This is a genomic window from Nocardiopsis sp. CA-288880, assembly GCF_050955985.1.
GTDB classification, from domain to species: Bacteria; Actinomycetota; Actinomycetes; order Streptosporangiales; family Streptosporangiaceae; genus Nocardiopsis; species Nocardiopsis tropica.
The window spans coordinates 3,842,778-3,861,873 of sequence record NZ_CP192105.1 but is presented as its reverse complement, the minus strand read 5'-3'; the positions used below and the strand labels follow the sequence as shown (position 1 = coordinate 3,861,873).

Sequence of the window (19,096 nt, the reverse complement as noted above, 5' to 3'; positions counted from 1 at the left end):
GACAGCCGGTTCCCGGCACGCGGAACGGCCTCCGAAGGTTCCCGGACGGTCCATGATCTGGAACACAGAAGTAAATGGGCCCCGTCCCGTAGGATCGGGAATGTCCCGGTCCCATGGGAGGTTGGTGTACCTCTGGGCGGGTCCGAACACGTCCCCCGCGGACCTTGTCCCGTTCCACGACACGACCACCCACACGACGACGCGAGGACACCAGTGACCGGGCAGCACAATCCATCAGTGGCCGAGGAGAACTCGGCCGGCAGCAGCGGCGGAGCGGAGCCGCGCACCGCCGACCGCCTCGTCATCCCGCTGCTCCTCGTCTCGGCGTTCGTCGTGATCCTGAACGAGACGATCATGGGCGTGGCGCTTCCCGCGCTCAACAGGGACCTCGGGATCTCCGTCTCCACCGGGCAGTGGCTGACCTCGGCGTTCATGCTCGTGATGGCCGTGGTCATCCCGGCGACCGGGTTCCTGCTCCAGCGGTTCCACCTCCGCCAGGTGTTCATGGCGGCCATGACGCTGTTCAGCATCGGCACGCTGATCTGCTTCCTCGCGCCGGGGTTCGGGCTCCTCCTGGCGGGCCGGGTCGTCCAGGCCGTCGGCACGGCGATCATGATGCCGCTGCTCATGACGACCGTGCTGAACCTCGTGCCGCCGGACCGCCGCGGCCGCACCATGGGCAACATCTCCATCGTCATGGCGGTCGCCCCCGCGGTCGGCCCCACACTCGCCGGCTTCATCCTCAGCGCCCTGGACTGGCGCTGGATGTTCGGCCTCGTCCTGCCCATCGCCCTCATCGGCCTGGTCCTCGGCTCGCTGTTCATCCGCAACGTCACCGAGCCCCGCCACGCCAGCATCGACCTCCTCTCGGTCCTGGTGTCCGCGTTCGCGTTCGGCGGCCTCGTCTACGGGTTCTCCAGCCTCGGCGAGGGCCACGCCACCGCGATCGTGCCCCCGTGGGTCGCGATCGGCGGCGGCGCCGTGGCACTGGTGCTGTTCGTGTGGCGGCAGCTGCGCCTCCAGCGCGGCGACCGCGCCCTGCTCGACCTGCGCGTGTTCCGCTCGCGTCAGTTCTCGATCTCGATCGGCCTCGTCGCGGTCAGCTTCATGGCGCTGTTCGGCACGCTCATCCTGCTGCCGCTCTACATGCAGAACGTCCTCCAGCACGACACGCTCGTCACCGGCCTGACCCTGCTGCCGGGCGGCCTGACGATGGGCCTGCTCGCCCCGGTGGTCGGCCGCCTCTACGACCGTTTCGGCCCGCGCCCGCTGGTCATCCCGGGTGCGGCGGTCGTCTCGCTGGTGCTCTGGACGATGACGCTGTTCGGCACCGAGACGCCGCTGGGCTTCGTGGTCGCCACGCACGTCCTGCTGAGCGCCGGACTGGGCTTCATGTTCACCCCGCTGCTCACCGGCGCGCTCGGGTCGCTCAAGCCCGAGCTCTACTCGCACGGCAGCGCCGTGGTCGGCACGGTGCAGCAGGTCGCGGGCGCGGCGGGCACCGCCACGTTCATCGCGGTCATGTCCGCCAGCTCGGCGAGCCTGCTCACCGACGGCCTCCCCGAGATCAGCGCCCAGGCCGGCGGCATCCACGTCGCCTTCCTCCTCGGGGCCACGATCTCGGTCCTGGCCTTCGCGGCGACCTTCTTCGTGCGCCGCGTCGAGGCGGGCGCCTCGGAGGGCGCTCCGATCGCCCACTAGGAACCTCGCGACGGCCGCGCACGGGAGCTCCCGTGCGCGGCCGTCGCCGTGTCGGCGGGTCCTCCCTCCCCGACCCGGGTCCCGCCCTCCTCCACGCGCCGCGCCGTCCGCGGCGCGTGCGCCCCGTCCCCGGGACGCCCCTGGATAATCGGTGCGGAGCGGCCGTGCACCGGCGGCCGGGACCGGAGGGGGAGACATGGGCACGACGCGAACGCACGCGGCCGGCGCCGTGATGCTCGGTCTGGCGGCGGGCGCGCGCTCCACGCTCGGGACGGCCGCACCCCTGTGGCCGGCCTCGTCCGGGCGGCGGCGGGTGATCCTCGCCGCGGGAGTCCTCGGGGAGTTCGTCGCGGACAAGTCCCCCGTCGTCCCCAGCCGCCTCTCCTGGCCGAGCCTCCTCGCCCGCTCCGCCAGCGCGGCCGCCGGAGGCGCGGTGCTGGCCCGGGAGCGCTCGCGACCGGTCGTCGTCGGCGCCGTGCTCGCGGCCGCCGCCGCGCCCCTCGGCGCGCTCGCGGGGTCCGGGTGGCGGAAGCTGTGGACCGACGGCGGACTCCCCCCGTGGGTCGGCGCCCTCGTCGAGGACGGCCTCGCCCTCGCTCTCGCGGCGGCCGCCTGCCGGGGGGCCCGCGACGCGGCCGGGGGCGGGGGACCCGGCCCGTGGCGGACCGGCCGCCCGCGCCTCCTCCCGGGGGCGGGTTCGGCCCGCACCCGCTCCGGGTAGGTGACCCGGGCAGAACACGCATCCGACCCTGGGGAAGCACATGGCACGCCTGATCGACCTGCACGGCACCGCGCTGGAGGAGTTCGACCGCCGGGTCCGGGCGGTCGGGCTCACCGACTGGGCCCGGCCCACGCCCTGCACTGACTGGGACGTGCACGACCTGGTCAACCACCTGGCCACCGAGCAGCTGTGGGTCCCGCCCCTGCTGGGCGGGGCCCGGATGGAGGACGTCGGCGACCGTTTCGACGGGGACAACCTGGGTGAGGAGCCCGCGGCCACCTGGGCGGTGGTCTCGCGGGAGGCCCGGACGGCGTGGCTCGGCCTGCCGTCCCTGGAGCGCACGGTCCACCTGTCCTTCGGGGACGTGCCCGCCGAGGTCTACCTCTGGCAGATGACCTTCGACCTGGCGGTCCACGCCTGGGACCTGGCCCGCGCGATCGGCGCGGACGAGGCGCTCGACCCCGACCTGGCCAAGGAACTCCACGCCTGGGCCTCCGATCAGGACTTCGGGCCGGGGCAGATGTTCGACGCGCCCACCCCGGTCGGCCCCGACGCGACGCCCCAGGACCGCCTGATCGCGCTCACCGGACGCACGCCCTGAGCGGCCCCCGGGTCCCGGTGGCCGCCCCCCCGGCCGCCCGGGCCCGGGGGCCACGGGCCCGCCCCTCCGCCGGACTGCCGCGGCCCCTGCCCCCGGCGACTCCGGAGCGCCCCCGGGCGCGGCACGAGCCGTCCCGCGCCGCCCCGACGTGGCGGCTTCGCCGAGCCACCCCCGTGTCACACACTGGGACGAGAGCCGTACGAGGGGCAACGAGGGGAAGGCACATCCGGTGGACGCCACGATCACCCTGCGGGTCGACGGTGAGGAGCGCCGGCTCACCGTCGACACCCGCACCACACTGTTGGACGCGCTGCGAGACCGGCTGCAGGCGACCTCGCCCAAGAAGGGCTGCGACCACGGGCAGTGCGGAGCGTGCACCGTCCTCCTGGACGGGCGCCGCATCCTGTCCTGCCTGGCGCTCGCGGTCGCGCACGACGGCGCCGACGTCACCACCGCGGCCGGTCTGGGGGGCGGGGACGGCGCCCCCGGCGGGGAACTCCACCCCGTGGCCCGCGCCTTCGTCGACCACGACGGCTTCCAGTGCGGCTACTGCACCCCCGGCCAGGTCTGCTCGGCCGTGGGCATGCTGCGGGAGGCCGAGGCCGGCTGGCCCAGCCACGCGACCGCGGACCTCGACGCCCCGGTGAGCCTGGACGACGAGGAGATCCGCGAGCGCATGAGCGGCAACCTGTGCCGGTGCGGCGCCTACACCAACATCGTCGCCGCGATCAGGGAGGCGGCACGGTGAGGCCCTTCGACTACACGCGGCCCGACGGGCCCGCGGACGCCGTCGCCCTGGTCGCCGACGACCCCGGCGCCGCCTACCTCGCGGGCGGCACCAACCTGGTCGACCACATGAAGCTCGGCGTGGCCTCGCCCACCCGGCTCGTGGACGTGCGCGGCCTGCTCGGCAACCGGGTCGAGGAGCTCCCCGACGGGGGGCTCAGGATCGGCGCCTCGGTGCCCAACAGCGACCTGGCCGCCCACCCGGCGGTCCGCCGCCGCTACCCGGTCCTGTCCGCCGCGCTGCTCGCCGGCGCCTCGGGGCAGCTGCGCAACGCCGCCACCACCGGCGGGAACCTCTTCCAGCGCACCCGCTGCCCGTACTTCCAGGACACCACCACGCCCTGCAACAAGCGCGAGCCCGGCACGGGCTGCTCGGCCCTGGAGGGGCACGGCCGCGACAACGCCGTCCTCGGCGCCTCCGACCACTGCGTGGCGACCCACCCCTCCGACATGGCGGTGGCGCTCGCCGCGCTGGGCGCCGAGGCGCGCGTGCTCGGCCCCGGCGGGGAGCGCGTCGTGCCGATCCCGGGCCTGCACCGGCTCCCCGGCAGCGAACCCGAACGCGACACCGTCCTCGGACACGGAGACCTGGTCACCGCGGTCGACCTGCCCCACCTGCCGGTGGCCGCACGGTCGGCCTACCGCAAGGTGCGCGACCGCGCCTCCTACGCGTTCGCGCTGGTGTCGGTGGCCGCCGCGCTCGACGTCGTGGACGGCACGGTCGCGGACGTGCGCATCGCCTTCGGCGGACTGGCGCACGTCCCCTGGCGCGCCCACCGCGCGGAGGAGGCGCTGATCGGCGGTCCGGCGACGGAGGAGGCGTTCCGCGGGGCCGCCCGCGCCGAGCTCGCCGACGCCCGCACCGGGCGCGACAACGCCTTCAAGGTCCCCATGGCCGTCAACACGCTCGCGTCCACGCTGCGCGGCCTCACCGCCGAGGAGGCACGATGACCACCACGCCGGGAACGCCGTCCGTCGGGCGTCCGCTGACACGCCTGGAGGGAGAGGCCAAGGTCACCGGCCTGGCACCCTACGCCTACGAGTACGCCCTCACCGACCCGCTGTACCTGGGCCCGGTCCTGTCCACCGTCGCCCGGGGCCGGGTCAGCGCCGTGGACACCGCGCGGGCGGAGGAACTCCCGGGGGTGCGCGCCGTCCTGACGCCCGCCAACGCCGAACGGCTGGCCGACACCGAGGACCGGGAGTTCGCCGTCCTCCAGAGCGACGAAGTGGCCTTCCGCGGCCAGTTCGTGGCGGCCGTGGTCGCCGACACGCCAGAGACGGCCCGCGAGGCGGCCGGGCTGGTGGACGTCGCCTACGAGGCGCTCGCGCACGACGTGACGCTGACCGCCGACCACCCGCGCCTGTACCGGCCGGAGGCGGTCAACACCGGTGTCGAGGCGGACACCGAGCAGGGGGACCCCGACGCCGCGCTCGCCCGCGCGGCCGTCGTGGTGGACCGCACGTACCGCACGCCCATGGAGCACAACAACCCCATGGAGCCGCACACCACCGTCGCCCTGTGGGACGAGGCGGGCGGCCGTCTCACCCTCTACGACTCCACCCAGGGGGCGCACCCCGTCCGGCAGACGGTCGCCGGGGTGTTCGGCCTCGACCCGGAGCGCGTCAGGGTGATCGCCCCGTACGTCGGGGGAGGGTTCGGGTCCAAGGGCTCGGCGCACGCGCACAACGTCCTGGCCGCGATGGCGGCCCGCGCCGTCCCCGGACGCCCGGTCAAGTTCGCGCTGACCAGGCAGCAGATGTTCAGCCTGGTCGGCTACCGGACGCCCACCATCCAGAGGCTGCGGCTCGGGGCCGACCGCGACGGGCGCCTGGCCGCCGTCGTGCACGACGTCGTGGAGCAGACCTCCAAGGTCAAGGAGTTCGCCGAGCAGAGCGGGGTGTGCACCCGCATGATGTACGCCGCCCCCCACCGGCGCACCACGCACCGGCTGGCGCCCCTGGACGCGCCCATCCCGTTCTGGATGCGCGCCCCGGGCGAGGCGCCGGGGATGTACGCGCTGGAGTCGGCCATGGACGAGCTCGCCCACGAGTGCGGGGTCGACCCGGTGGAGCTGCGCCTGCGCAACGAACCCCCGGTCGACCCCTCGACGGGGGAGCCCTGGTCGGACCGGGCTCTCGTCAGGTGCCTGCGCGAGGGCGCCGAGCGCTTCGGCTGGCACGGGCGCGACCCCGCGCCGGGGGCCCGCCGCGAGGGCGACTGGCTGGTGGGCACGGGGGTCGCCTCCGCCATGTACCCGCACATGGTGAACCCGGGGTCGGTGGCCGAGATCCGGTACGGCGAGGACCGCCGCTACCACGTCGGCATCGGCGCGGCCGACATCGGCACCGGAGCGCTGACGGCCCTCACCCAGATCGCCGCGGACGCGCTGGGGCGCCCGCTGTCGGAGGTCGTGGTCTCCATCGGCGACACCGACCTGCCGGAGGCCTCCGTGGCGGGCGGCTCCAGCGGCACCACGTCCTGGGGGGCGGCGCTGGTCGCCGCGGCCCGGGTCTTCAGGGCCGAACACGGCGACGCTCCCGCGCCGGGCGCGAGCGCGCGCGGCACCACGCCCGAGGACACCGCGACGCCGGGCTGCTCGCAGTACTCGTTCGGCGCCCACTTCGTGGAGGCGCGGGTGCACGCCGACACGGGGGAGATCCGGGTCCCGCGCATGCTGGGCCTGTTCTCGGTCGGCCGGATCGTCAACCCCCGCACGGCGCGCTCGCAGTTCCTCGGGGGGATGGTCATGGGCCTGTCGATGGCGCTCTACGAGCAGAGCGTGGTCGACCCCGCCTTCGGCCATGTGGTCAACCACGACCTGGCCCAGTACCACGTCGCCGTGCACGCGGACGTGTCCGGGCTGGAGGCCGACTGGCTGGAGGGGGAGGACCCGCACGCGGGCCCCCTGGGTTCGCGGGGCGTGGGGGAGATCGGCATCGTCGGCACGGCGGCGGCCGTCGCGAACGCCTGCCACCACGCCACCGGCGTCCGGGTCAGGAACCTGCCCCTCACCCCGGACCTCTTCCTGCGCTGACCTGTGAGGAGGGGCGGCTCGCCCCGGCGTCGGGCCCGCGCGTGCGCGCGGGCCCGATTGGAGCGCCCCGCCGCGGGTAGCCGGGGACCGTGCGCCGACACGGGGAGGGAACGCACATGGTGGAAGCGGTGGCACCGCCGTGGCCGCTGGGCTGGAGTATCGCGATCTTCGTCCTGGTGGCCGCGGTGACCGTGGTGGCCAGCGTCAGGATGGCCACCCTCGGAGACGTCCTCGCGGACCGCACGGGGTGGGGGGAGGCCGTCTTCGGCGCGGTCTTCTTCGGCCTGGCCACGTCCCTGTCGGGGATCGTGATGACGGCGGTGAGCGCCGCCGCGGACCAGCCGGGACTGGCCTACAGCAACGCCGTCGGGGGGATCGCCGCGCAGACCCTCGCGCTGGCGGTGGCCGACTTCTTCCACCGCCGCGCCAACCTGGAGCACGCCGCGGCGTCGTCGGCGAACCTGCTCTTCTGCTGCCTGCTGATCGGGATGCTGTCCCTGGCCCTGATGTCCGGCTTCGGGCCCGACGTGACGGTGCTGGGGGTCCACCCGGCCTCGGTCGTCCTCGTCGCCTTCTACGCGGGCGGGCTCCGGCTGATCCACCACGAGGGCGCGCACCCGATGTGGCGCGCCGTGCACACGCGGGAGACGGTGGTGGACGTCCCCGGCGGGTCCGGCGCCTCCGGCGGCGCCCCGGCGCCCGGCTCCGGTGGCGGTTCCGCGGGGAGCGGGCCCGTGGACGCCCTCCGCGCGGACACCCCGGCGGGCGAGGGGGCCGGGAGCACGGCCTCCCTGTGGGCGGGTTTCGCACTGGTCGGCACCGTCGTGGCCGTGGGCGGATGGGCCCTGGCTGAGGCGGCGGTCGTCGTCGTGGAGTCCACCGGGCTCAGCGCGGGACTCGTCGGCGCGGTGGCGATGGGCGCGGTCAACGCCCTGCCCGAGACGGTCGCGGCGGTCGCCGCCGTCCGGCGGGGCGCCATGACGCTGGCCGTGGCGGCGATCATCGGCGGCAACAGCCTGGACGTGCTCAACCTGGCGGTGGGCGACGTCTTCTACCGTTCGGGGTCGCTGTTCCACGTCGCGGGAACCGACGAGCTCTTCCTCACCTGCGGTGCGCTGCTGATGACGGTGGTGCTCCTCGCCGGGCTCATCGTCCGCCAGGCGCGCGGATGGGGTCGGATCGGCTTCGAGGGCGTGCTGCTGATCGCCGTGTACGCGGGGATCGTCGGTGTGCTGGCCTTCTGAGGCGGGTCCGCCGGCCGCCCGCCGAGGGGCAGTCCGGAGGGCGCCGGGCGGGAAACCCGCCCGGCGCCCCGCCCGCAGGAGGTAGGCGGCTGGGAGTCGGCCCCCGGAGGGGGCGCCGGGGGCCGAACTGGGGAGAGGGTCAGCGGTCCCCGGCCCTCGTCCGGGGAGGAGAACCGGTACGGCCCGCAGGTGCGCCGTCGGCTTCCATGACCCTAGGTGACCACATTCCGGGACGCGCGGTGTGCGATTCCAGAAAAAAACTTCGGGAAATCCGGGAACGGCGAGGGCCTCGGTCCCGGGAAACGCCCCGCCCGCTCCGATCGCCCGGGGATCGGGCCCCGGGAACCCGTGTTTCGACACGCACGCGGAGTCGTCGTCCACCCACGGAAAACCCGTGTGCGCACGGCACCGCCGGAAGGGCGGTGCCGTGCGCACACGGGAAGGGAGGAGGAGTCGGCCGGGACCCGCTAGCCGCCGCTGTGGGAGTTGTACCTCTCGGCGCGCTCCTGGCCGGACATCGCCTGGATGGCGTCCATGACCTGGTCGGCGATCACCCTGCGGGCCTTGCCCGGAGCGAGGTGGTCGTAGCCGGAGGAGAAGTCCAGGGGTTCGCCGAAGCGGATGGTGAAGGGGCGCGGACGCGGCATGGACGCCCCCACCGGCTGCACGTCCTGGGTGCCCGACAGCGCCACCGGTACGACGGGGGCCTTGGACTCCATCGCCAGGTGCCCCACACCGGTCCGGCCCCGGTAGAGGCGTCCGTCGCGCGAGCGGGACCCCTCGGGGTAGATCACGCACGCCTCGCCCTCGCGCAGGCGGTCCAGCATCAGCTCCAGCGACATCATGGCGCCGCGTGCGTCGGAGCGCTTCACCGGCATGGCGCCCAGCGAGGAGAACACGGCCTTGGTCAGGCGGCCCTTGACGCCGGAGCCCTCGAAGTAGTCCGACTTGGCGAGGAAGCGCACCGGGCGCTGCGTGACCGACAGCGGGATGATGATGCTGTCCACGAACGACAGGTGGTTGCTGGCGAGCAGGACCGCGCCGGTGGCGGGGACGTTCTCACGGCCCAGGATGGTCGGGCGGCACAGGGTGCGCGCGAGTACCGACGCAGACTGCCTGAACGCACCATAGAGCACGTGGTCTCCCTCACGAGATTGGTCGGATGCCGGATCCAATGTAAGGGCGACCGGTCGGTAACATCGGCACCGGGTCACCCGGGTGCCCCAGGTCACCGCTTCGCGCGGCGGAGCCCGGGGACGGAGCGGCTCCGCTGCCCCGGCCCGTCAGCCGACGCGCCTCCAGTCCGCGTTGGCGCCGCACACGACCAGGCAGGGCCGCTCCCCGGGGACCCGCCCGGCGAGCCAGGCGGCGAAGGGCACCGCCGCCGCCGGTTCGGTGGCGATCCGGAACTCCTGCCACAGGCGGTCCTGCGCCGCGACGATCTCGGCGTCGTCCACGAGCGCCGGGGTCACCGGGGCGGTGCGCAGCACCTCGAACGGCACGCGGCCCAGGACGGACGCGCCCAGGGCGGAGGCGGCCACCGAGTCCACCGGGGTCTGCACGGGCCGGCCCGCCGCCAGCGCGGCGTGCAGGCTCTGGCAGCCCTCGGGCTCCACGCCCACGACCTCGCGTCCGCCCGCCCCCAGACGCACGCCGGCGGCGAGCCCGCCCCCGCCGACCGCGACCGCGATCGTGTCGCACTCGGGCGCGTCCGTGGCGATCTCCAGGCCGATCGTGCCCTGGCCCGCGACGACCAGGGCGTCGTCGAAGGCGTGGAGGTAGCGCACGCCCTCCGCCTCCGCGCGGGCCCTGGCGGCCTCGGCGGCCACGGCGTAGTGCTCGCCCAGGCGGACGATCTCGGCCCCGGTGGCGGCCAGGGGCGCCGCCTTGGCCTCGGGGACGGTCTCGGGCACGTACACCGTGGCGTGCAGGCCCAGCAGCCGCGCGGCGGTCGCCACGCCCAGCCCGTGGTTGCCGCCGGAGGCGGTGATGACGCGCCCGGTCGGCTCCCCGCCGAGCAGCGCGTTGAGGGCCCCGCGCAGCTTGAACGCGCCCGTGAGCTGGAGGTGCTCCAGTTTCAGGGACAGCGGACGGCCGTCCACCTCGGTGTGCAGCACGGGGGTCCGTCGGGCGTAGGGCGCGATGCGCTCCGCCGCCGCGCGGACGTCGGTGGCCGTGGGCGTGCGCGCGGCGTGCGCGGTCGTGGGGCTCATGGCTCCACTCTGCCGCTACTGACGATTAACTTAAAGTTGGGTCTGCTAAAGATCAGTAAGCAGAACTTTGTACCGGATGTCGTTTGGGGGATGGTCGCCGTGCTGGACGCCAACCGGCTGCGCGTGCTCGTGGAGATCGCGCACGCGGGATCCATCGCCGCCGCGGCCGAGCGCCTGTCGTTCACCCCGCCCGCCCTCTCCCAGCAGCTCACCAAGCTCGAGCGCGAGGTCGGCTGCGCACTGGTCGAGCGCGGACGCACGGGGGCCACCCTCACCGAGGCGGGGCGGGTGCTGCTCGCCCACGGGGAACGTGTCCTGGGCGAGCTGCGCGACGCCGAGACCGCCGTCCGCGCGTTCGCGGGGGTGGTCCCCGACCGCCTGTCCCTGGGGGCCTTCGCCAGCGCGGGCAAGGTCCTGCTGCCCGCCACCCTCGCCGCCTTCGGCCGCGAGCACCCGCACGTGCGGCTGTCCCTGTCCGACATCGAGCCGCCCGGAGGGTACGGCCTGGTCGCCTCCGGCGAGCTGGACCTGCTCGTCACGCACCGCTACCCGGGCGTGCCCCTGCCGCGGGCCGGCGGCCTGCACCGCGAACGCGTCCTCGTCGACCCGCTGCTCGCGGTCGCCCCCACCGGGCACCCCCTCGGCGACCACGACCTGGGGCTGGCGGACCTGGCCGACGAGGAGTGGATCTGCGGGGCGCCCGGGATCCACAACCGCGTCAGCCTGGACACCGCGGCGGCCGCCGCCGGGGTCCGCCTGACCGTGGCCTACGAGACCCGCGACTACGAGGTCGCCCTCGCGCTCATCGAGGCCGGGGTCGGTGTGGCGCTCGTGCCCAGCAGCATCCTGGGCGCCGCGCGCCCCGGGCGCAGGGTGAGCCGCCCCCTGCGCGACGCCCGCCTGGCCAGGGAGATCTACGCCGTCCACCGGCGGCGGCCGACCGGGCCCGTCCACGCCATGGTCACGATGCTGCGCGAGGTGGCGGACCGTGCCCTGGGGGCGACACCGGAACTCCCCTGAGGAGGCGACGGCCGTCGGCGCGCACGCGTGCCCGCGGGGCTCGCCCCCCGCCCGGCCGAGCGCCCGGCCCGTCGGCACGCACGCGTGCGGGGTCCCGCACGACGGGCGCCGACGGCCAGGGGGCCAGGGTCGTGCGTGCGCCCCGGACCCTCCGCCGCGCACACGGGTGCCGGGGCCCGCGCCCCGTCCGCGGACGTGCGGGGCGGCCGGGGACCGGTGCCGGGGCGGGGGTCACAGCGGCGGCGCACCGGGCGGCAGGGGGGCGTTCCACCGGTACCGCAGCGCGAGGATCCGCACGGTGAAGCAGACCAGGGCGCCGACGACCGCGACCAGGCCCGTGCCGAACCCGGCCACGTTCGCGAGCACGACGAACGCGGCGCCGAGCATCGCCGGGATGGCGTACAGGTGCGAGTTGGCGCTGAGCACGGTCGGTACGCGGTTGAGCAGCACGTCGCGGACGGTGCCGCCGCCGACCCCGGTGATCGCGCCGAGCAGGACCGCCTGGAGCGGGCCGAACCCCATCTCCTGCGCCTTGGTCGCGCCGATCACCGCGAACAGGCTCAGGCCGGCCGCGTCGAACAGCAGGATCGGCCTGGACAGGTGCGTCAGCTGGCGGCTGAGGAAGAAGGCCAGCGTGCCGCCGACGAGCGCGGTCGTGATGTAGCGCCAGTCCTGGAAGGTCGCCGGGGTCACCCCCAGCAGGACGTCGCGGATGACGCCGCCGCCGATGGCGGTGACCAGGCCGAGGGACAGCACACCGACGATGTCCACCCGGGCGGTGCGGATGGCCGTCAGGGCCCCGTCGACGGCGAACGCCAGGATGCCGACGAGGTCGAGGACGAGGAGGAGGCTCTGCGTGGACATGGGGATGCGCCGGGGAGGCGGTTCCTTCCGGATCGGACCGGGTGACGACCTGCAATTCCATCACGCCCCGGACCGCGCACGGCCCGTTCGGGGGGTGACGCGCCGCACGCGGGCGCTCCGCCGGACCGCGCTCCCCGTGCGCGTCCGCGGCCGTCCGCCCCGCGCGTGCGGGCCGCTTCCGCGCCGCCCGCGCGGTTCCGGAGGCGCGAACCCGTGGAATAGCCGCGTGTCGGACCTTCCCCGCACCCCGGACAGGGGCCACCATCGTGGTTGACCCACCGGGCTGCGGGCGGAACGAGGCACATGGAACACCTGGACGCGATCATCATCGGCATGGGACCGGGCGGCGAGACGGTCGCGAGCCGTCTGCTCGAGGCGGGCAGGCGGGTCGCCGTCGTCGAGCGCGAACTCGTCGGCGGCGAGTGCGGCTACTACGCCTGCATCCCCACCAAGGTGCTGCTGCGGCCCCCGGAGGTGCGCGCGGAGGCCGCCGGCGCGGCGGGCGTCTCCCGGCCGGACCTCGACTGGCCCCGGCTGCGCGAGTACCGCGACAAGATGATCCGCCACCTGGACGACTCCGCGCAGGTCCGGGGGTACCGGGACCAGGGCGCGCTGGTGTTCAAGGGGGAGGGGCGCGTGATCGGCCGCGACCCGTGGCGCGTGGCGGTGGGGGACACCGAACTCACCGCCGACCACGTGGTCGTCGCCACCGGGTCCTCGGCCGTGCGCCCGCCGATCGACGGCCTCGACGCCCTGGACCGGTCCATGGTGTGGACCAACCGGGAGGCCACCACCCTCACGGAGATCCCCCGCAGCGCCCTCGTGGTCGGGGGCAGCGCCGTCGGCGTCGAACTGGGGCAGTTCCTGTCCCGGATGGGCGCCGCGGTGACGGTGGTCCAGCGCGGGCCCCGCCTGGTGGACCGCGAGGAACCGCGGCTGTGCGAGCTGATCGGCGACCAGTTCGCCCGCGACGGCATCTCCGTGCACCTGGGGACCCAGGTCGCCTCGGTGGCCAGGGACGGAGACGGCGTGCTCGCCACCCTCGACAACGGCGAGCGCGTCCGCGCCGACGTGGTGGTGCTCGCCACCGGGCGCCGGCCCCGGACCGACGGCCTCGGGCTGGAGGAGGCCGGCGTGCGCACGGACCGGAGTGGCCTGCCGGTGGACGACCGCTGCCGGGCGGAGCCGGGCCTGTGGGGCATCGGCGACGCGACCGGGGTGTCGATGTTCACCCACGTGGCCAAGTACCAGGGGCGCGTCGTCGCCGACAACATCCTGGGCACGGAGCGCACCGCCGACTACACGGCGGTCCCCCGCGTGATCTTCTCCGAGCCCGAGATCGCGGCGGTGGGGCTCACCGCCCGGCAGGCGGTGGAGCGGGGGATCGACGCGGTCACCGCCGAGGCCGACCTGCCCGAGACCCTGGCCCGGCCCTGGACCTACGGGACCGACCCGCGCGGCACGCTCGGGCTGGTCGCCGACCGCGGGCGCGGGGTCCTGGTCGGCGCGTGGGCGTTCGGGCCGATGGCGTCGGAGTGGATCCACACCGCCGCGCTGGCGATCCGGGCCGGGATCCCGGTGGCGACCCTGCTCGACTCCATCCCCCAGTTCCCGACCTTCAACGAGGCCTACCTGATCGCGCTGGAGAAGCTGGAGGCGTAGCGGCCGGACCGGGGCCGCGGCGTCAGCCGGAGGAGGCCAGGGTGGCCTCCTCCTCGGCCTCCACGCTGCGGTTCCACTCGGCCTTGGAGGCCTGCCAGCCGTCCTCGTCGCGGCCCAGGCGCCAGTAGCCGGAGATGGACAGGCTCTCCTTGGCCAGCCCGTACTCGACGCGCAGGAGGCGGCGCAGGTCGCGGACGAACCCCGCCTCGCCGTGCACGAACGCGTGCACGGCGCCCTCGGGGAGGTCGAGCGCGCGCACGGCCGGGACCAGGAGGGACCCGACGGGCCTGTCCCCGCGGTGCAGCCAGTGCACGTGGACGTCGTCGTGGGCGTCGAGCTTGTGCTCCTCCTCGGGCCCCTGGACCTCGACGAACACGTGCGCGGTGCGGCCGACCGGAAGCCGCTCCACGGAGGCGGCGATGGCGGGAAGGGCGCTCTCGTCCCCGGCCAGCAGGTGCCAGTCGGCGCCGGGGTCGGGGGAGTAGCCGCCGCCCGGCCCCAGCATGCACAGCCGGTCGCCGTGCGAGGCGCCCGCCGCCCAGGCCCCGGCCAGGCCGGAGCTGCCGTGGTGGACGAAGTCGATGGTCAGCCGAAGGGAGTCGGGGTCCCAGGCGCGCACGGTGTAGGTGCGGGTGACCGGCCACTCCTCGCGGGGGCGCTCGGCGCGGATCCGGTCCACGTCGAGGGGTTCCGGGTCGCCCGGGGCGGGCGGCGGGAACAGGAGCTTGACGTAGCTGTCGGTGTGGTCCCCGGTCGCGAACGAGGAGAGTCCGCCACCGCCGAACACGACCCGGACCATGTGCGGCGTCAGCTGCTCGACCGACTCCACCCGTCCCGTGTGGACGGTCCTCTTCGGACGTTCCCGCCGCTCTGCCATGGTGTCCCCGTTCTCGCGTCGTGGGTTAGGTAAGCCTAACCACCTCACACGGTAGGGCACCCTGCGCCAACAGGGCAAACCGCCGCGAACCACAGGGCCGGTCCGGGGCCGGGCCGGAGCCTCGCGGACGTTCCCGCGCGGGGGCCGGGACGCGCGACCGCCCGTCACGCGTCCCCCTGCGCCGCCCGTGCGGGCCCGGAGGGCCTGACCCTACGCCGCGTCGGTGCGGTCCCTGCCGCGGTCGGCGCCCCCGCCCGGGGCGGGCCGGGTGAACGTCCCGTGCAGCTCGCGGTCCCCGTCCGACGCACCGGCCCGCAGGGCGGCCAGCCAGGCCGCTCCGCCCTCCGTGCACCCGGCCGCGACGACCTCCGACCCGGCGGTGCCCATCGTCAGCTTGCGGGTGAGCGCCGACCGCACCGGTTCCGAATGCGCGAGCACGCCGCCCGCCAGCACCACGGGCAGGCACTCGCCGGGGTTGCGCACCTGGTGCACCGAGTGCGCCAGGTGCCCGGCGGCGGCGTTCACGATCACCTCGGCCGCCGGGTCGCCCAACGCGTACGCCTCGCTGACCAGCGGCGCGAGCGCGGCGAGTGCGATCGGGGGCGCCGCGGTCAGGGTCCGGGCGAAGTTCCTGGCGTGCTCCTGGGGTATGTGGGACTCCCCGTCCACCGGCCTCTGGCCGGGGATGACGCGTTTGGCCACCGCCCGGGCCAGCGGGCTGAGGTCGCCGCCGAGGGACAGCTGCCGCGCCGTCTCCTTGGCCGCGTGGTGCCCGATCCAGAACGCCGAGCCGTCGTCGCCGATCAGCCACCCCATGCCGTCCGCGGACCGGGTCCGACGGCGGTCGTCGATCCGGGTGGCGATCGCCCCGGTCCCGGCGATCAGCACCGTGCCGTGCGCGGACGGGGTCCCGGCGGCGAAGGCCACCTCGTCGTCCCCGGTGAAGACGCCCCGGCCGACGGCCGGTCCGGCCTCGCCCAGGGCGCGCTCCATCCGCGCGCGCACGCCCGCGTCGCGGAGCGCGGAGACCCCGGCCAGGCCCACCACCACGGAGGCCACCGCGTCGCGCGCCCCCCGGCCGGCCTGGTCCAGGGCCCCCGCGATCGCCTCGGCGAGCCGGTCGGCGGCCGTGTCGGCGCCGTGGGCGTTGGGGTTGGCTCCCCCGGTCCGGGCCCGGCCCAGGCGCTCGCCGGCCAGGGTGGTGACCAGTGCGCGGGTGGCGGTGCCGCCCGCGTCCACCCCCACCACGAGTCTGTGCCGACCGTCGCGGGGCGGGTGGTCGGACGGGGTCCTGAGGGGAGGGGTCGTACGTTTCACACGGTAGGAGTGCCCCCTGGGGCCGCGGGTTACTCCTCGGTCCCGCGCCTGTGGACGACGGCCGCGGCGCCGGAGGCCGTGCGCGGCCGCCCCGCGCCGGTCGTCCCCGTCCCGCGGCCCCGGAGGGGCGCGGGACGCGGGGGAGCGGTCGGGCCGGCGGGGAGCGCCCGCCCGCCGGGGGACGATCGCGCCGACACGCGGAAAAACCAGTGGCGCCGCGCCGGGCGAGGCTGAGAGGGTCGGCCCATGGCAGGCGCTCACCACCCCGTTCCCCCCCGCAACGACGATCCAGGATGGGCCGTGCGCAGAAGCACGGAGCAGGAGTACCCCGAGTTCGCGGCGGTCTTCTCGGAGGCCATCGGCCTGCCGGTGGAGAAGCTCCTCCACGAGGAGCGGGACTTCCCCAGCGCGGAGTACGACCGCGCCCTGGTCGCCCTGGACGGTGAGCGGATCATCGGCACCACCATGGCGTACTCGCTCACCCTCACCGTGCCCGGAGGCCCGCGCCGGGCCGCGGGGATCACCGCCGTGGGCGTGTGGCCCACGTACCGGCGCAGGGGCGTGCTCAGCGCGCTGATGCGCCGGCAGCTGGCGGACATCCGCGAGCGCGGCGAGAAGCTCGCGGTCCTCTGGTCCTCGGAGGGCACGATCTACGGCCGCTTCGGCTACGGCCCGGCCGTCCGGCAGTTCGAGGCCTCCGTCCAGCTCGCCCACGCCGCGCTGCGCCCCGGGGCCCCGCGCGACCCGGCCCTCACCGTCGACCTCACCGAACCGGGGTCCGTCCGCGGCGAGCTCGAGGAGCTGCACCGCCGGGCGGCCTCCGCCCGCAACGGCCACATCCTCCGCAAGCCCGGCTGGTGGGGATGGCTCCTGCACGACGAGGAGCGGGACCGCCGGGGCGCCGGGCCGCTGCGCGCCGCCGTCGTGCGCGGCCCCGACGGGGCCGAGGGCTACGCCCTCTACCGCGTCCTGCACAAGTGGGAGGACCGCCTCCCCACGGGGGAGGTCCGGGTCCGGGAGACCGTCGCGGCCACGGCCCGGGCCAGGGTCGCCCTGTACGACCACCTGTTCTCCAGGGACCTGGCCTCCTCGGCCCACCTGGACAACCTCGCCGAGGACGACATCCTCACCGTGCTGCTGGCCGACCCGCGCCGACTGGCGCGCAGGGACTTCGACTCCCTGTGGGTGCGCCTGGTGGACCTGCCCGGAGCCCTGGCCGAACGCTCCTACGCCACCACCCTGGACACCGTCCTGGAGGTCACCGACCGGTTCGCCCCCTGGAACGCCGGGCGCTGGCGGCTCAGGGCCGGCGGCGGGGAGGCCCGCGCCGAGGCGGCGGCCGACGCGGCCCCCGACCTGACCCTGGACGCGTCCCACCTGGGCGCCGTGTACCTGGGGGGCGGCTCCCTGACCGCCTTCGTGGACGCGGGCCTGGCCGTGGAGCACGCGCCGGGAGCGGCCGCCCGCCTGGACACCGCGCTGCACGTGCCCCGCGCACCCCTGTGCACCACGGACTTCTGACCGACCGCGAAGACACGGAGAACGGTAGCACCGGCATGACAGAGAACCCCGAGACCGAGAGAGCCGCGTGGACCGTGCGCGGCACCGACCGGGACGAGTTCCCCCAAGTGCTCAGGGTCGTGGGCGAGGCCCTCCTCGCGGGCGACGACCAGGACACGATGGCGGAGCGCGCCCTCCCCTTCCACGACGCCGTCGGCTACGACCGCGTCCTCGTCGCGGTCGACGGGGAGGGGGACGCGGAGGAGGTCGTGGGCGCCACCAACCACTTCCCCTTCGAGATGGCGCTGCCCGGCGGGCCCCGTGCGGTCGCGGGGATCACCGCCGTGGGCGTGTGGCCCACCTACCGGCGCAGGGGCGTGCTCAGCGCGCTGATGCGCCGGCAGCTGGCCGGCATCCGCGCCTCCGGCGGCAGGTACGCGGCCCTGTGGGCCTCGGAGGGGGCCATCTACGGCCGCTTCGGCTACGGCCCGGCCGCGACCGAGATGGAGACGGCCGTCCAGCGCCAGTACGGCGTGCTGCGCCCGGACGCGCCCCGGGACCCCGCCCTGCGTGTCCGGCTCGCCGATGCGGCCCGGGTCCGCGACGACCTCGCGCGCGTGCACCGCGAGGTGGCGGCGGTCCAGGTCGGCCAGTTCCAGCGCGGAAGCCACTGGTGGGACAGGATCCTGCGGGACGAGCCCGGCTCCCGCGGCGGGAAGAGCCCGAGGCTGGCCGCCGTCGTGAGCGGGCCGGAGGGCCCCCTGGGATACGCCCTCTACCGCACCCAGAGCAGGTGGGCGGACGACGGGGCCGGGGGCGAGGTGCACGTCGAGGAGGTCCTGGCGACCGCCCCCGCCGCCTGGACGGCCCTGTTCGAGCACCTGTTCAACCGCGACCTGACGAGCAGGGTCAAGTTCGACTTCCTGGCGGAGGACAACCCGCTGCGCCACCTGGTCGTGGACAGGGACCGGGTCGTCCCCACGCTCTACACGTCCCTGTGGATGCGGCTGGTGGACGTGCAGGGGGCGCTCGCCGAGCGCTCCTACGCGACCCCGGTGGAGGCGGTGGTGGAGGTCGCCGACCGCCACGCGCCGTGGAACGCCGGCCGCTGGAGGATCGGCGCCGACCGCGGGGGAGCCCGGGTGGAGGCCGTACAGGACGCCCCGGACGTCTCCCTGGACGTGTCGCACCTGGGCGCCGCCTACCTGGGGCAGACCTCCCTGGAGGGGTACCTGCGCGCGGGACTGCTCACCGAGCACACCCCTGGCGCCGTGGCCGGCCTGGACGCGGCCCTGCACCGGGCGGACGCCCCGTTCTGCGGTCGCATCTTCTGACCGTCGCCTCCCCCGGGCCGGCCCGCTCCCGCCACGGGGAGCGGACCGGCACGCAGGTCCCCCTCCCGCCGCTCCGACGGGCACGGGACGGGGCGCGCCCCGCCCCGGGGCTCCACGGCCCGCCGCCGCGGACCGTCCCGGCGCCCCGCCGCGCGTGGGCGCGTTTTCGCGCCCCGGGAGCGGGATACTGGTCGCCGCGGCGGCGCCGCCCGGCCCTC

At 75.5% G+C, this 19,096-nt stretch carries 16 protein-coding genes; 11 read left to right on the top strand and 5 right to left on the bottom strand.

Translation table 11 applies throughout. The features are described from left to right. Nucleotides 1-213: 213 nt before the first annotated feature. The 7 genes from ACQPYD_RS16935 to ACQPYD_RS16905 all read left to right on the top strand — a co-directional run bounded on the left by ACQPYD_RS16935 (nucleotide 214) and on the right by ACQPYD_RS16905 (nucleotide 8,091). Nucleotides 214-1,701: an MDR family MFS transporter gene (locus ACQPYD_RS16935; protein ID WP_433696565.1), complete on the top strand. Its 1,488-nt coding sequence runs from the start codon at nucleotides 214-216 to the stop codon at nucleotides 1,699-1,701. A gap of 196 nt (nucleotides 1,702-1,897) precedes the next feature. Beyond that, nucleotides 1,898-2,422 (top strand): hypothetical protein, encoded by a 525-nt coding sequence (locus ACQPYD_RS16930; RefSeq protein WP_433696564.1) that lies wholly within the window; start codon nucleotides 1,898-1,900, stop codon nucleotides 2,420-2,422. Nucleotides 2,423-2,462: 40 nt separating this feature from the next. Then, on the top strand, nucleotides 2,463-3,023 hold the full coding sequence (locus ACQPYD_RS16925; protein WP_433696563.1) for a TIGR03086 family metal-binding protein: 561 nt from the start codon (nucleotides 2,463-2,465) through the stop codon (nucleotides 3,021-3,023). 229 nt (nucleotides 3,024-3,252) lie between these two features. After that, a complete protein-coding gene (locus ACQPYD_RS16920) occupies nucleotides 3,253-3,771 on the top strand; it encodes a 2Fe-2S iron-sulfur cluster-binding protein (protein ID WP_433696562.1) in 519 nt (172 codons plus the stop codon). Then, complete coding sequence (locus ACQPYD_RS16915) at nucleotides 3,768-4,760, top strand: FAD binding domain-containing protein (protein ID WP_433696561.1); 993 nt, start codon at nucleotides 3,768-3,770, stop codon at nucleotides 4,758-4,760. Before ACQPYD_RS16920 ends, ACQPYD_RS16915 begins: the two co-directional genes overlap by 4 nt. Next, nucleotides 4,757-6,847: a xanthine dehydrogenase family protein molybdopterin-binding subunit gene (locus ACQPYD_RS16910; RefSeq protein WP_433696560.1), complete on the top strand. Its 2,091-nt coding sequence runs from the start codon at nucleotides 4,757-4,759 to the stop codon at nucleotides 6,845-6,847. Before ACQPYD_RS16915 ends, ACQPYD_RS16910 begins: the two co-directional genes overlap by 4 nt. 116 nt (nucleotides 6,848-6,963) lie before the next feature. Then, on the top strand, nucleotides 6,964-8,091 hold the full coding sequence (locus ACQPYD_RS16905) for a sodium:calcium antiporter (protein ID WP_433696559.1): 1,128 nt from the start codon (nucleotides 6,964-6,966) through the stop codon (nucleotides 8,089-8,091). A gap of 467 nt (nucleotides 8,092-8,558) precedes the next feature. Here ACQPYD_RS16905 and ACQPYD_RS16900 read toward each other — a convergent pair whose 3' ends face one another. Then, nucleotides 8,559-9,227, bottom strand: a complete 669-nt coding sequence (locus ACQPYD_RS16900) for a lysophospholipid acyltransferase family protein (RefSeq protein WP_402910829.1) — start codon at nucleotides 9,225-9,227, stop codon at nucleotides 8,559-8,561. Between the two features lie 147 nt (nucleotides 9,228-9,374). Beyond that, nucleotides 9,375-10,304 (bottom strand): threonine/serine dehydratase, encoded by a 930-nt coding sequence (locus tag ACQPYD_RS16895; RefSeq protein ID WP_433696558.1) that lies wholly within the window; start codon nucleotides 10,302-10,304, stop codon nucleotides 9,375-9,377. Nucleotides 10,305-10,403: 99 nt separating this feature from the next. Between ACQPYD_RS16895 and ACQPYD_RS16890 the strand changes: the two genes are divergently transcribed. Further along, a complete protein-coding gene (locus tag ACQPYD_RS16890; RefSeq protein ID WP_330159300.1) occupies nucleotides 10,404-11,324 on the top strand; it encodes a LysR substrate-binding domain-containing protein in 921 nt (306 codons plus the stop codon). Nucleotides 11,325-11,555: 231 nt separating this feature from the next. Here the strand turns inward: ACQPYD_RS16890 and ACQPYD_RS16885 are convergent, their stop codons facing one another. After that, nucleotides 11,556-12,188: a trimeric intracellular cation channel family protein gene (locus tag ACQPYD_RS16885; protein WP_330159290.1), complete on the bottom strand. Its 633-nt coding sequence runs from the start codon at nucleotides 12,186-12,188 to the stop codon at nucleotides 11,556-11,558. A 303-nt stretch (nucleotides 12,189-12,491) separates the two neighbouring features. Here ACQPYD_RS16885 and ACQPYD_RS16880 point away from each other — a divergent pair, with 303 nt between their 5' ends. Beyond that, nucleotides 12,492-13,850 carry a dihydrolipoyl dehydrogenase family protein gene (locus ACQPYD_RS16880; RefSeq protein ID WP_433696557.1) on the top strand — a complete coding sequence of 453 codons (1,359 nt, stop codon included), beginning with the start codon at nucleotides 12,492-12,494 and terminating at the stop codon, nucleotides 13,848-13,850. 22 nt (nucleotides 13,851-13,872) lie between these two features. Here ACQPYD_RS16880 and ACQPYD_RS16875 read toward each other — a convergent pair whose 3' ends face one another. Next, nucleotides 13,873-14,727: a siderophore-interacting protein gene (locus ACQPYD_RS16875; protein ID WP_433696556.1), complete on the bottom strand. Its 855-nt coding sequence runs from the start codon at nucleotides 14,725-14,727 to the stop codon at nucleotides 13,873-13,875. Nucleotides 14,728-14,937: 210 nt separating this feature from the next. Next, on the bottom strand, nucleotides 14,938-15,966 hold the full coding sequence (locus ACQPYD_RS16870) for an N-acetylglucosamine kinase (protein ID WP_433702076.1): 1,029 nt from the start codon (nucleotides 15,964-15,966) through the stop codon (nucleotides 14,938-14,940). 324 nt (nucleotides 15,967-16,290) lie between these two features. Here ACQPYD_RS16870 and ACQPYD_RS16865 point away from each other — a divergent pair, with 324 nt between their 5' ends. Together ACQPYD_RS16865 and ACQPYD_RS16860 are read left to right on the top strand one after the other, a co-directional pair. Then, on the top strand, nucleotides 16,291-17,565 hold the full coding sequence (locus ACQPYD_RS16865; RefSeq protein ID WP_433696555.1) for a GNAT family N-acetyltransferase: 1,275 nt from the start codon (nucleotides 16,291-16,293) through the stop codon (nucleotides 17,563-17,565). 35 nt (nucleotides 17,566-17,600) lie between these two features. Continuing rightward, the gene (locus ACQPYD_RS16860; RefSeq protein ID WP_433696554.1) at nucleotides 17,601-18,878 is read left to right on the top strand and encodes a GNAT family N-acetyltransferase; all 1,278 of its coding nucleotides are present in this window, start codon (nucleotides 17,601-17,603) and stop codon (nucleotides 18,876-18,878) included. Nucleotides 18,879-19,096: the final 218 nt, after the last annotated feature.